The following is a 13,299-nucleotide window of genomic DNA, read 5'->3' as shown; positions in this document are numbered from 1 at the left end:
TTTTTGTGATTAATTTAATTTTACCAGGCATCTAAAACAGGTGCATATTTTTTGTAAAAAAATATGCTGAGGCTACGCCCCAACATTTATTATAGAACCATTTTTTAAAGACATAAAATAGAAGTTATTTCCCAGCTATCTTTATTTTATCAATTTTTTCACTTGATGGAGTTACATATATTGTTTTATTTGTATAATATATAACCATACCAGGTTTTGCACCGTTAGGCTTTTTAACATTTTTTCTTTCTGTATAGTCAACTGGTACATTTGTTGAGTTTTTAGCTTTGCTATAGTAGGCAGCAAGTAGAGCTCCCTCTAAAAGTGCATTATCAGATACTTCCCCGTTTTTTGACTTTATTATTACATGGGAGCCGGGTATATTTTTAGTATGCATCCAGATATCATTATGGGAGGCGAATTTTAATGTTAAAAAGTCGTTTTGTATGTTGCTTTTACCCACAAATATGTCGTATCCATCGGAGGAAATATAGTGCATAGGCTGTGACTTAGGTGATTTATTTGTAATCTTCTTTTTAATAAATCCATTTAGAATCAGTTCATTTCTTATTTCTTCTATAGTTTCAGAATCTGTTGCATTTTCAAGATTTATTAGGACTGTTTCTAAATATTCTTTTTCCTTAATCGAATCTACCAAATTTTTACTAAGCATTTCATATGTATTTTTGTTTTTGTTATATTTTTTATAATATTGCTGCGACACTTCAATAGGAGTCATTCCTTTCATATAGGGTACTTCAATTAAATTAAGGTTTTCATCATAGTAGTTTTGAAGCATAACAGCATCGCTATTAATGTCAATTGAGTATTGATTTGCTAATATTAGTTCAGCATATAGTTTGTATTTTTCATAATCCCTACATTCTTCTATTTTATTTACATAGGACTCAATCTTTTTGTTAGTTTTTTCAAATAGCGATTCAATTAGCTTATATAAATCCTTATATTTTTGCTTCATTGTAATTTCAGAACTTCTATTGAAATAGAATGCATCTATCATTTGGCTTGCTGTATTATATAGGGTTTCATTTGGTGTATTTGTTACTTTGAAAACATAAAAGTCTTTAGATCCTTTTAAGTTTATAAAGATATTGCATTCTATTGAATTAGATTTTAGTCTTGCTATGTAGTAGAAGAAATTATTTGCAATGATATCAAGTTCATCGGATGACAGGGTTTGTATTTCACAATCGCCTTTATCTTTACAAATAATTTGGCAAAATGTATTGCTTATACCATAGAAATTATCAATTAATGCCTTTGATAATTTTTTTGATTTATTTTCTATAAGTATTTTTAATAAGTTATCCTTTGTCATTTCAAGTGGATTAATTTTTTTCTTTGTTGGTGGAAGTTCGTATTTAAGCTTAGGTAAAATTTGCCTTGCAGAGCTAATAGTAAAATCTATATGCTTTAAAGAATCAACTATTATGTATTCTGAGTTTGTAAGTATTATATTGCTGTGTTTTCCCATTATTTCTGATATTAGATAATATGTATTTGCGTATCCAAGTTCGTCCTTTACTTCTATAGTTATTTTTAAAATTCTGTCTAAGGATATCTGCTCAATGTTTAAAATTCTTCCATTTAGTATATACTTTCTTAATACCATACAAAATGAAGGTGGCTTCATTGGGTTTTCTATATTTTGTTCTGTAAAATTAAATCTTGAGGATGTTGGATTTATAGATATTAAAAGCTTCTTTGAAATTTTTTCTCTTCTTAAAATCAATACTATATCTTCAGTATTGGGTTGATATATTTTATCTATTTTACCATTTATAAATTCTTTAAGTTCGTTTATTATGCTATAGGTTACTAATCCGTCAAATGGCATATTTAAAACCTCCAGTAGACTTTTTTAAATAAGTATAACATAATATATTATAAAATGTAATAGTTATAATGGGGGAGATAAAATGAATTTTGTAAAAATGCATGGACTTGGTAATGATTTTATTGTTTTTGAAAAAAAAGAATTAAGTAATAAAGACTGGAGTGATATTGCAAAAAAAGTATGTGATAGGCACATAGGTATAGGTGCAGATGGTATACTAATAGTTGAAGAATCAAATTGTGCTGATATAAAAATGACTATAATTAATTCCGATGGAAGTTTAGCTGAAATGTGTGGAAATGGGTTAAGATGTTTTAGTAAATATGTATATGAGAAAGGAATAGTAAAAAAGCAAAATTTCAAAGTAGAGACAGGGGCAGGTGTTCTTGAGGTAATTTTGACTCTTGAAAATGATAATGTAAAGACTGTAAGGGTTAATATGGGACTCCCAATAATAGAAGAGTATAAAAAATATTATAAGATTGATGTTTTAGGTAGGGAGTTTGAAGCAACTACAATGACTATGGGAGTTCCTCATACAATAGTATACGTTAAAGAAATCGTTGATGAAGATGTAATAAAATATGGACCAGTAATAGAAAAGTTAGATATTTTCAAAAAAGGAACAAATGTAAACTTTGTTAAGGTAATTGATAAAAATAATATTAAGATTAGAACTTGGGAAAGAGGAGCAGGATATACCCTTGCCTGTGGTACAGGAACTTGTGCAAGTGTTGTTGCAACCTTTATAAATGGTTTTACTAATAATAAAGTAAATGCTCATTTAAAATTAGGTGAATTAAAAATAACATATAATAATTATGTTTTTATGGAGGGACCTGCTGAATTTGTATGTGAAGGAAAACTACTTTTGTGACATAAAATAGTATTTTGAATATTATATTATTAAAGTAATTTTAGGAGAGAGACGGTTTGAAATTGTCTAACAGATTAAATAGGGTTCCCAAATATATTTTTTCCAGGCTTGATGAATTAAAATCAAGCTATAATGCAAAGGGCATAAAAGTGATAGATTTAAGTATAGGTGATCCAGATATCGAGACTCCAGAATTTATAGTAGATTATTTAACTGAAGCATTAAAATATCCTAACTATTATAAATATCCACCATATGATGGTATAGAGGAACTTAAAATGTCTATAGCAAATTATTACAAAAGAAGGTTTAATGTGGATATAGATTATAAGGATGAAGTTGCTGTGCTCATAGGTTCTAAAGAAGGAATAGCACATATGTTTCTTGCACTTACAGATATAGATGACTATGTTATTATACCTGATCCCGCATATCCTGTTTATAGAGCAAGTGCATATATAGCAGGATGTAATGTATATACAATGCCTTTAATATATGAAGAAAAGTATTTGCCAAGGTTAGAAAATATATATGAAGATGTAAAAAGGAAAGCAAAGCTTCTTGTTACAAATTATCCTAACAATCCAACAGGTGCAGTTTCTAATATTGAGTTCTATACAAATTTAATTAAGTTTGGAAAAGAAAATGATATATTAATAGCAAATGATGCCGCCTATATTGAAATTATATCTAATGCACAAAAGCCCTTAAGTATATTACAGGTTGCTGGAGCAAAGGACATAGCTATAGAATTTGGTAGTCTTTCGAAGATGTTTAGTATGACCGGATGGAGAGTTGGGTATGTTGTTGGTAATAAAGAGGCAATAAGTAGAATTGTTTCAGTTAAATCCAATTTTGATTCAGGTCAGTTTATTCCAATACAGAGGGCAGCTGCCTTTGCACTTGATTTTTCTGATGTATATGTAGATTTCATTAACGATATATACACAGAAAGGAGAAAAGTAGTGGTAGACACTTTAAAGTCAAAGAATCTAACAGTATTTGATTCGGAGGGAACCTTCTATGTTTGGTTTAAAATACCAGACAATTATAAATCAGAGGAATTTTGTACAATACTATTGGAAAAAGCCCACGTCTTAATTACACCTGGAAATGCATTTGGTGATAGAGGAGAAGGATTTGCAAGGATATCATTAACCTGTAATAGTTTAGACTTAAGGGAAGCTATGGACAATATAAAAGCGATAGATTTTTAATAAATCTCCTCCATAATTTATGGAGGAGATTTATAAAATAATCTTGAAAAATTGTGTATACATTAGATATAATAAGAAAGAATGAAAAAATAAAGATTAAAGGTTAGAAGGTGAAATTGTGGTAAAGAGTATGACAGGATACGGAAGAGGGTATTCTGAAATAAACAACAGAGCGTTTACTGTAGAATTAAAATCTGTAAACAATAGGTATTTAGATATTAATATTAGATATCCTAAACATTTGATGTCTCTTGAAGATAAAATTAGAAAATTTATATCCTCATATATATCAAGAGGTAAAATAGATGTTTACATATCACAGGATAAATTTAGTAAGGATGACATAGAGGTAAAGCTTGATGAAAATATAGCAAAGGCCTATTGTGATGCCCTACAAATTATGAGTGAAAAGCTGAATTTAGAGAATGATATAACAGTTTCAAGGTTATCTAAATTTCAAGATGTGTTGAGTATTGAAAAGAAGGAAGAGGTTACTGAAGAAATTTGGCAGGTTTTAAGCACTGCTTTAGAAAATGCATTAAATATGTTTATTGACATGAGACAAAAAGAAGGTATAAAATTAAGCGAGGATTTATTAACAAGATGTGATAAAATAGCTGAATTAGTAAATAAAATTGATGAAAGATCAGATTTGGTGGTTGAAGAGTATAGGGAAAAAATATATCAAAGAATTTCTGATTTTTTAAAGGATATTGAGGTTGATGAGGCAAGGCTTTTGAATGAAGTTGCATTTTTTGCAGACAAGTGTAATATAACAGAGGAAATAGTTAGATTAAGAAGCCACATAAAGCAATTTAAGGAAAGTTTAAATTCCGATGAACCAATAGGTAAAAAGCTTGATTTTTTAGTTCAGGAGATGAATAGAGAGACAAATACAATAGGTTCTAAATCAAATGATCTTACTATTACAAACATTGTAGTTGAAATTAAAAGTGAAGTAGAAAAAATAAGAGAACAAATACAAAATATTGAATAGGAGGAACAATAATGGCAATAAAATTAATAAACATTGGTTTTGGTAATATTGTATCAGCAAATAGAATCATTGCAATTGTAAGTCCAGAATCAGCACCTATAAAAAGAATAATTCAAGAGGCAAGAGACAGAGGAATGTTAATTGATGCTACATATGGAAGAAGAACCAGAGCAGTTATTATCACAGATAGTGACCACGTTATATTATCTGCAGTACAGCCAGAAACTGTTGCACATAGATTATCAACAAAAGAAGAAGTAGATGTAATAGAAGAATCAGAAGAATAAAGGAAGGGTAATGCTATGAAAAATAAAGGACTTTTAATTGTAATTTCTGGGCCATCAGGTGCAGGTAAAGGTACAATTTGTAAGGCACTTTTGGAAAAACATCCAGAAATAAAATTATCAGTGTCTTGTACTACAAGAAGTCCAAGACAAAATGAAGTAGAGGGAATAAATTATTACTTTATTTCAAAGGATAAATTTAAACAGATGATTGATAATGATGAGTTCTTAGAATATGCTGAAGTTTATGATAATTATTATGGAACTCCAAGAGAAAATGTTGAACGTATATTAAATGAAGGAAATGATATAATATTAGAAATAGATATACAAGGTGCACTTAAGGTTAAAGAAAAATATCCAGAAGGTGTATTTGTATTTATTATGCCACCTTCAATGGAGGAACTAAAAAATAGAATAAAAAAGAGGGGTTCAGAAACAGAAGAATCTCTTTTAAAGCGTTTTAAATCAGCTTTTCAAGAGATTAATTATGTTGCAAATTATAATTATGTTATTGTAAATGATGTAGTAGAAGATGCAGTTAAAAGACTTGAAGCGATAATTGTAGCAGAAAAGTGTAGAGTTGATAGATTAAAGGGAAACTATATATTTTTGCAGGAGGGATTTTTAAATGACTAATAATACTAATATGATTAATCCATCAATTGTTTCACTATTACAAAAGGTTAGCGATAGATATTCACTTGTTGTAGTTACAGCAAGACGTGCAAGACAGCTAATTGATAAGTCAGAACCTCTTGTTAAAGTAAATTCAAACAAGCCTGTTACCATTGCTATAAATGAAATAAATGAAGGAAAAATTAAATATGAGAGCTTAAAATCAGGTATAAAATAATTGAGGTGTTTATATGTCAAAAAATGTTGTAATAGGGGTATCTGGAGGAATAGCTTGCTATAAGGCTTTAGATATTGTAAGCAGGCTGAAAAAAAGGGGGATAAATGTATATGTAATTATGACAGAATCAGCAACCCAATTTGTTGCACCCCTTAGTTTTCAATCGTTAAGCCAAAATTATGTTGTGGTTGATATGTTCGAAGACCCAAAAACTTGGGAGGTAGAACATATTTCACTTGCTGAAAAGGCAGATGTTTTTGTAATAGCACCAGCAACAGCAAATGTTATAGGTAAGATAGCAAATGGAATTGCAGATGATATGCTGACAACAACGGTTATGGCAACTAAGGCTCCAGTTTTAATAGCACCAGCAATGAATACTAATATGTATGAAAATAAAATAGTTCAAAGAAACATAGAATTCTTAAAGTCAATGGGATATTATTTTATAGAACCTGAATCAGGTAGACTTGCTTGTGGAGCAGTTGGAAAGGGTAAGCTTGCAGAACCAGAAAAAATAGTAGAATATATTGAAATGCTCCTTTATAAAGAGAAGGATTTAGTAGGTAAAAATATTTTGATAACAGCAGGGCCTACAAGAGAGGATATAGACCCTGTTAGATTTATTACAAATAGATCAACAGGTAAGATGGGCTATGCTATAGCAAAGGCGGCAAGGGATAGAGGAGCAAATGTAACACTTATTACAGGTCCAACAGATTTAACCCCACCATCCTTTATAGATGTTGTAAACGTATATAGTGCAGATGATATGTATAGAGCTGTTAGTGATAGATTTGATAAATGTGATGTTTTGATTATGTCGGCAGCTGTTGCAGACTATAGACCTAAAGAAAAAAGCAATATAAAAATAAAAAAATCAGATGATGATTTTAAAATAGAGCTTACCAGAAATAAGGATATATTGTTTGAATTAAAAGAGAGAAAATCCAAACAAGTTGTAATAGGATTTGCTGCAGAAACTAATGATATATTAGAAAATGCAACAAAGAAGATTAAAAAGAAAAATTTAGATTATATTATAGCAAATGATGTAAGTCAAAAGGACAGTGGTTTTGGAACAGATACAAACACTATAAAAATTATAGACAAGTTTGGTAGTGTTAAGGATTTCCCAAATATGTCTAAAGATGATGTAGCACATACTATACTTGATTTGTTAGTTAAATAAGCAGAAAAAAGAGCACTTCTGCTCTTTTTTTGTACTTATAACTTGTAGGATAAAATGAAATTAAAGTATTTTATAATTTAACCATATAATCTTCTTTTATAAAAGAAGAGCTTTTTATGATGTGGAGGATAATATATGATAATAGCATCTATATGTATTGATAATCCTTCTAAAGAAATCGATAGGCTTTTTGATTATTCTGTTCCTGATAGTTTGAAGGAGAGTATAAAAATAGGTATGAGGGTAATTGTTCCCTTTGGAGCGTCAAATAAACTTACTCAGGGTGTTGTTTTAGAGCTAAAGGGAAAAAGTGAAGAAGAAATTAAATATAAAGAGATTTATGATATTATCGATGAGGAATTTATTTTACCTCAGGATTTGATTAAACTTGCGTATTTTATGAAGAAAAAATATGTGTGTACATTAAGTGAAGCAATCTATTCTATTCTTCCACCTAAAATGGGAATTTCAGAGTGTATTGAAGCAAAGATAATTACAGAAGATTGTAGTATATGTTCTAAAAAAGAAAAGCAGTTTTTATCAATGTTAAATAAAGATAAATATCTTAAAATTGATTTAAAGTCAATTAATATAAAAAGAGCAGATTTAATAAGTATGAGAAATAGGGGTATTATAGATTTAAAAATAGAAACAAAACAAAATTTAAATAAAAAAACAGTCCAATTAGTAAGACTTAAAGACAATAAAAAGGCAATAGAATTATTAAATAATAAAAAATTAAAGCAACAAAGAAATATTATAGAGTATTTTTTAAATAATAATATAAATGAAGTTCTGTTATCTCAACTTATCGATATATTAGGTTGCTCAAGAGTTACAATTAAATCATTAGAAGAAAAAGGTGTAATTGAAATATTTGAAAGAGAAGTATATAGAGAGGTTGCAACAGAATATGCCAATTATCCAAAACATATCTTATCGGATATTCAGAGGAAGGCATTTGAATCCATATTAAATGAATATAGAGAAGGTAGAAGGGTTACTTTAATAAGAGGTGTTACAGGTTGTGGTAAGACAGAAATTTATCTAAACTTAGTTGAACACTTCATTAATTTAAATTATGGGGCAATAGTTTTAGTACCTGAAATATCTTTAACACCTCAAACCGTTGAGCGATTTAAAGGAAGATTTAAGGATAAGGTGGCAATACTTCATAGTAGGCTATCAGATGGAGAAAGATATGATGAATGGAGAAGAATAAGCCGTGGAGAAGCAAAAATTGTAGTTGGTGCAAGATCTGCTGTGTTTGCTCCTGTTGAAAATTTAAAGTTGATAATAATTGATGAAGAGCATGAGTATTCCTATAAGTCAGAACAAAATCCCAAGTATTTAACACGCGAGGTTGCAGAACAAAGAGTCAATTTAATTGATGGTCTTTTAGTTTTGGGTTCTGCTACTCCTTCAATTGAGAGCTATTATAATGTTAGTAGGGGAATTTATAATCTGATAGAAATAGATGAAAGAGTAAGCGGTTCAACTTTACCTGATGTACATATAGTAGATATGCGTCAGGAATTAATTACGGGAAATAGGTCTATATTTAGTAGAGAATTATATAATTCTATTGAAGAAAATTTAAAAAATAATAAACAGACCATTTTATTTTTAAACAGAAGAGGTTATTCAACCTTTGTTTCTTGTAGAGAGTGTGGCTATGTGTGTAAGTGTTCAAATTGTGATGTATCAATGACATACCATATCTCTACAAATACACTTGAATGTCATTATTGTGGCCAGACGATGCATATACCAAAACTCTGTCCTAAATGTAAAAGTAAGTACATTAAGCATTTTGGTGCAGGTACAGAAAAAATTGAACAGGAAGTTAAAAGATTATTTCCTTCAGCACGTGTAATTAGAATGGATATGGATACAACAAGAAAAAAGGGAGAACACGAAAGGTTATATAGGCTTTTTAAGGAACATAAGGCAGATATATTGATAGGAACTCAGATGATAAGTAAGGGTATGGATTTTAAAAATGTAACTTTAGTTGGAGTTGTTGCAGCAGATACAATGCTTAATCTTCCTGATTTTAGAGCAGCAGAAAGAACATTTCAACTTCTTGTTCAAGTATCAGGAAGGGCAGGTAGAGGATATGATAAGGGAAAAGTTGTTATTCAAACCTATGAGCCTGAACATTACAGTATACAACTTGCAGCAACACAAAATTATAATGAATTCTATAAAAAGGAGATTGAAATTAGAAGATTTCTAAATAACCCTCCCTTCATAGATTTAACATATTTTCTTTTTACATCTAATAATGAAGAAGAACTAATAAAAATATGCAAAGGAATAGAACAAGAGGTAAAAAGGGTTATTCCAAGTGATTTTACAATACTTGGTCCAACTCCTAATTTTATTTCAAAAATTAAAAATACGTTCAGATGGAATATGATGATTAAGGGATGTATATTTGATTATATAGATATTATTGATAAAATAATATATGATAAAACAAGAGCAACATCAGTTAAATATTCGATTGATTTAAATCCATATAGCTTAATTTAAAGGAGTGATATTAAATGGCATTAAGACAAATAAGAAAAGTAGGAGATGACGTTTTAAGAAAGATAAGCAAACCTGTAGTTAAGTTTGATGAAAGGTTAAAGATTTTGGTGGAGGATATGATAGATACTATGTATGAAGCAGATGGTGTTGGATTGGCAGCACCGCAGGTTGGTATATTAAAAAGGGTTATAGTAATTGATGTAGGTGATGGACCAAAGGCTTATATTAATCCAGAAATAATATACGAAGAGGGAGAACAAATAGACGATGAGGGGTGTTTAAGTGTGCCAAATAGAAGAGGCCCAGTAAAGAGACCTTATAAAGTTAAAGTTAGAGCTCAGGATATAAATGGAAATGAGTTTATAGAAGAAGGTGAAGAACTTTTAGCACGTGCATTTTGCCACGAGATTGACCATTTAAATGGAGTATTGTTTATTGACAAAATAATTGAGCAGGGAGAGTGATTAAATGAAGGTTGTATTTATGGGAACTCCAGATTTTGCAGTTCCTACATTAAAAAAATTAATAGAAAAACACGAAGTTATAGCTATATTTACTCAGCCAGATAAACCAAAGGGAAGAGGACAAAAGGTTCAATATTCACCTGTAAAGGAGGTTGCATTAGAACATAATATACCTGTTTATCAACCAAGTAAAATAAGAAAAGAAGTAGAATATATTGAAGAACTTAAAAAGTTGAATCCAGATGTTTGTGTAGTTGTAGCTTATGGTCAAATACTTCCAAAAGAAGTTCTTGATATACCAAAGTATGGATGTATAAATGTACATGCATCACTTTTACCGGAACTTAGAGGTGCAGCACCTATAAATTGGTCTATAATCAATGGAAATAGAATAACAGGTATTACAACGATGATGATGGATGTTGGACTTGATACAGGAGATATGCTTCTTAAAAGAGAAGTTGAAATATTAGATACAGATACTGCAGGTTCACTACATGATAAGCTTATGATTGTAGGTGCTGAACTTTTAATCGAAACTTTGGAAAAAATAGAAAAGGGTGAAGTAACACCAGAAAAACAGGATGATTCTAAGGCTACATATGCTCCAATGATGGATAAGGAACTTGGTCACATTAATTGGGATAAAAATGCAAGAGAAGTATTCAACTTGATTAGAGGAGTTACTCCTTGGCCAAGTGCATATTTTTATTATGATGATATAATGATTAAAGTTTGGAGATGCGAATTAATAGAAGGTGAAAAAAATGATGTAGCTGGTAAAATAGTTGATGTAAGTAAAGATGGGGTTAAAGTAACCTGCAGAGAGGGTATAATAGTATTGAAGGAAATACAGAAGCAGGGAAGTAAGAGAATGGATATTGCAACCTTTTTAAATGGTAATAGTCTTGAGGTTGGAAAGTTATTAAAATAGGGGTGATTTTATGTTTTATTATGATAGTACTTTTGTCATTTTAATACCTGCCATATTGCTTTCGCTTTATGCACAAGCAAAAATACAATCAACATATTCAAAGTACTCAAAACAATATTCTTTATCTGGTTTAACAGGTGCAGAGGCAGCAAGAAGGATACTTGATTACAACGGGTTATACGATGTTGCAATAGAGATGATACCTGGAAATTTAACTGATCACTATGATCCAAGGGATAGAGTGCTAAGATTATCCCAAGGCGTATTTCATAGTTCTTCAATTGCAGCAATAGGAGTTGCAGCCCACGAAGCAGGCCACGCACTTCAGCACAATAGAGGTTATGTACCACTTATATTTAGGAATGCCTTAGTTCCAGTTGCAAATATTGGTTCTAATCTGTCTTGGGTTTTAATTCTTTTAGGAATTTTTTTAAGTAGTGCGGGTCTAATAAATCTTGGGATTTTGCTCTTTACAGCTGTAGTTCTATTTCAAGTTATAACATTGCCAGTAGAATTTAATGCAAGTTCAAGAGCTTTAAATCAGCTTGATAATTATAATATTTTATATAAAGAAGAGCTTTATAAAGCAAAAAAGGTACTTGGTGCAGCAGCACTAACTTATGTTGCAGCAACTCTTATGGCTATTTCTCAACTTTTAAGACTAATTGTATTGACTCGTGATTCACGTGACTAATTATGAAGGAGGTTAAACTTCCTTCATAATTTTATATTATAGATTTGGAGGTTAATTATGAAGGATTTGGCACGATATGTTGCAGTAAAAACACTTTGTGATATTGAAGAGGGAGCATTTTCTAATATAAAGCTAAATTATTATTTTAAAAAATATGATATGAAACCTATAGATAGAGCATTTACCTCTGAAATTGTATATGGTACTCTAAGAAATTTAATAAAAATAGACTATTTTATAAATAAATTTTCTAATATAAAAACAAGTAAAATGACAAAATGGGTACTCAATTCAATAAGGATTGCAGTATATCAGATATTTTTTATGGATAAGGTTCCAGAATATGCAGCAATAAATGAATCTGTTGAGATAGTAAAACAAAAAGAAAAGAAGGCTTCAGGCTTTGTTAATGGTGTTTTAAGAAGTATATTAAGAAATAAGGAAAAATTTAATATAATTAATGTTAAGGACAAGATTAAAAAATTATCAATACAATATTCACATCCTGAGTGGATGGTAAAAATGTTTATTGATGAATTTAAAGAACAATTTACGGAAGAGCTTCTAAAGGCTAACAATACTACGCCAAACTTAACAATTAGAGTTAATACTTTAAAAATATCAAAGGAAGATTTAAAGAATATATTAGAGCAAAAGGGAATAAAGGTATATGATGGTGTAGTTGAAGAGGCATTGATATTAGAAGATTTTTCAAATATAGAAAAATCAGAGGAGTTTAATAAGGGGTTTTTTATAATTCAAGATGAAAGTTCTATGTTACCAAGTAGGGTGTTAGATGTAAAAGAAGGTATGAAGGTTTTAGATTTATGTAGTGCACCAGGCGGCAAAACAACGCATATTGCACAGCTTATGAATAATAAGGGTGAAATAATAGCCTTTGATATTCATGAACATAAATTGAAATTGATTAATGATAATTCAAGAAGATTAGGTATAGATATTATAGATGCTAAATTAAAGGATGCAGAGATTTTGATGGAGGAATATATAGATTATGCAGATAGGGTGTTGGTTGATGCCCCTTGTTCTGGACTTGGACTTTTAAGAAAAAAACCAGAAATAAAGTATAATGTAAAAAAGGAGGATATAAATAAGTTAACTCTAATACAAAAGTGTATTTTAAACAATGCAGCAAAATATGTAAAAAAGGATGGATGTATTGTATACAGTACTTGTACAATAACATCACAGGAGAATGAAGGGTTAATTGAGGAGTTTTTAAAAGAGAATCATAATTTTGTTTTAGAGGATATAAATGAATTTTTACCACAAAAGTTAAAAACACAAGAGAAATATTTAAAGATATTTCCAAACGTACACAAAATGGATGGATTTTTTATAGCAAAACTAAAAAGAATAAGGTGATT

General features: G+C 29.8%; 13 protein-coding genes. 12 read left to right on the top strand and 1 reads right to left on the bottom strand.

What is annotated here, in order from left to right; translation table 11 throughout:
- Positions 1-124 precede the first annotated feature (124 nt).
- Complete coding sequence (locus JG776_RS07770) at positions 125-1,858, bottom strand: NFACT RNA binding domain-containing protein (protein WP_291966308.1); 1,734 nt, start codon at positions 1,856-1,858, stop codon at positions 125-127.
- A gap of 82 nt (positions 1,859-1,940) precedes the next feature.
- On the opposite strand from JG776_RS07770, the gene dapF reads away from it, so the two are divergent.
- The 12 genes from dapF to rsmB all read left to right on the top strand — a co-directional run bounded on the left by dapF (position 1,941) and on the right by rsmB (position 13,297).
- The gene (dapF, locus tag JG776_RS07765) at positions 1,941-2,735 is read left to right on the top strand and encodes a diaminopimelate epimerase (protein ID WP_291966307.1); all 795 of its coding nucleotides are present in this window, start codon (positions 1,941-1,943) and stop codon (positions 2,733-2,735) included.
- A gap of 56 nt (positions 2,736-2,791) precedes the next feature.
- Positions 2,792-3,952 carry an aminotransferase class I/II-fold pyridoxal phosphate-dependent enzyme gene (locus tag JG776_RS07760; protein WP_291966306.1) on the top strand — a complete coding sequence of 387 codons (1,161 nt, stop codon included), beginning with the start codon at positions 2,792-2,794 and terminating at the stop codon, positions 3,950-3,952.
- Positions 3,953-4,070: 118 nt separating this feature from the next.
- On the top strand, positions 4,071-4,949 hold the full coding sequence (locus JG776_RS07755) for a YicC/YloC family endoribonuclease (RefSeq protein ID WP_291966304.1): 879 nt from the start codon (positions 4,071-4,073) through the stop codon (positions 4,947-4,949).
- An 11-nt stretch (positions 4,950-4,960) separates the two neighbouring features.
- A complete protein-coding gene (gene remA, locus JG776_RS07750; RefSeq protein ID WP_027307409.1) occupies positions 4,961-5,236 on the top strand; it encodes an extracellular matrix/biofilm regulator RemA in 276 nt (91 codons plus the stop codon).
- Between the two features lie 15 nt (positions 5,237-5,251).
- Complete coding sequence (gene gmk, locus JG776_RS07745; RefSeq protein WP_291966301.1) at positions 5,252-5,872, top strand: guanylate kinase; 621 nt, start codon at positions 5,252-5,254, stop codon at positions 5,870-5,872.
- Positions 5,865-6,089: a DNA-directed RNA polymerase subunit omega gene (gene rpoZ / locus JG776_RS07740; protein ID WP_291966299.1), complete on the top strand. Its 225-nt coding sequence runs from the start codon at positions 5,865-5,867 to the stop codon at positions 6,087-6,089. Before gmk ends, rpoZ begins: the two co-directional genes overlap by 8 nt.
- Before the next feature lie 13 nt (positions 6,090-6,102).
- Entirely contained in the window at positions 6,103-7,281 is a 1,179-nt protein-coding gene (gene coaBC, locus JG776_RS07735) for a bifunctional phosphopantothenoylcysteine decarboxylase/phosphopantothenate--cysteine ligase CoaBC (RefSeq protein WP_291966297.1), read from the top strand.
- A 135-nt stretch (positions 7,282-7,416) separates the two neighbouring features.
- Positions 7,417-9,819, top strand: coding sequence for a primosomal protein N' (gene priA, locus JG776_RS07730; protein ID WP_291966295.1), 2,403 nt, complete (start codon positions 7,417-7,419; stop codon positions 9,817-9,819).
- Between the two features lie 14 nt (positions 9,820-9,833).
- On the top strand, positions 9,834-10,283 hold the full coding sequence (gene def, locus JG776_RS07725) for a peptide deformylase (RefSeq protein WP_027307414.1): 450 nt from the start codon (positions 9,834-9,836) through the stop codon (positions 10,281-10,283).
- A 4-nt stretch (positions 10,284-10,287) separates the two neighbouring features.
- On the top strand, positions 10,288-11,217 hold the full coding sequence (gene fmt, locus JG776_RS07720; protein WP_291966293.1) for a methionyl-tRNA formyltransferase: 930 nt from the start codon (positions 10,288-10,290) through the stop codon (positions 11,215-11,217).
- Positions 11,218-11,227: 10 nt separating this feature from the next.
- Entirely contained in the window at positions 11,228-11,911 is a 684-nt protein-coding gene (locus JG776_RS07715) for a zinc metallopeptidase (RefSeq protein WP_291966291.1), read from the top strand.
- Between the two features lie 57 nt (positions 11,912-11,968).
- Positions 11,969-13,297, top strand: a complete 1,329-nt coding sequence (gene rsmB, locus JG776_RS07710; RefSeq protein ID WP_291966290.1) for a 16S rRNA (cytosine(967)-C(5))-methyltransferase RsmB — start codon at positions 11,969-11,971, stop codon at positions 13,295-13,297.
- Positions 13,298-13,299 lie beyond the last annotated feature (2 nt).

This window comes from Caloramator sp. (genome assembly GCF_020054765.1).
In the GTDB taxonomy this organism is placed as follows: domain Bacteria; phylum Bacillota; class Clostridia; order Clostridiales; family Caloramatoraceae; genus Thermobrachium; species Thermobrachium proteoclasticum.
The sequence above is the reverse complement of the archived record's forward strand: the minus strand, read 5'-3'. Positions and strand labels throughout refer to the sequence as shown.

Coding starts and splice junctions, on each gene's coding strand:
- rsmB (WP_291966290.1), top strand. CDS start 11,969: ATGAAGGATTTGGCACGATATGTTGCAGTAAAAACACTTTGTGATATT.
- remA (WP_027307409.1), top strand. CDS start 4,961: ATGGCAATAAAATTAATAAACATTGGTTTTGGTAATATTGTATCAGCA.
- gmk (WP_291966301.1), top strand. CDS start 5,252: ATGAAAAATAAAGGACTTTTAATTGTAATTTCTGGGCCATCAGGTGCA.
- def (WP_027307414.1), top strand. CDS start 9,834: ATGGCATTAAGACAAATAAGAAAAGTAGGAGATGACGTTTTAAGAAAG.
- coaBC (WP_291966297.1), top strand. CDS start 6,103: ATGTCAAAAAATGTTGTAATAGGGGTATCTGGAGGAATAGCTTGCTAT.
- JG776_RS07770 (WP_291966308.1), bottom strand. CDS start 1,858: ATGCCATTTGACGGATTAGTAACCTATAGCATAATAAACGAACTTAAA.
- fmt (WP_291966293.1), top strand. CDS start 10,288: ATGAAGGTTGTATTTATGGGAACTCCAGATTTTGCAGTTCCTACATTA.
- dapF (WP_291966307.1), top strand. CDS start 1,941: ATGAATTTTGTAAAAATGCATGGACTTGGTAATGATTTTATTGTTTTT.
- rpoZ (WP_291966299.1), top strand. CDS start 5,865: ATGACTAATAATACTAATATGATTAATCCATCAATTGTTTCACTATTA.
- JG776_RS07715 (WP_291966291.1), top strand. CDS start 11,228: ATGTTTTATTATGATAGTACTTTTGTCATTTTAATACCTGCCATATTG.
- priA (WP_291966295.1), top strand. CDS start 7,417: ATGATAATAGCATCTATATGTATTGATAATCCTTCTAAAGAAATCGAT.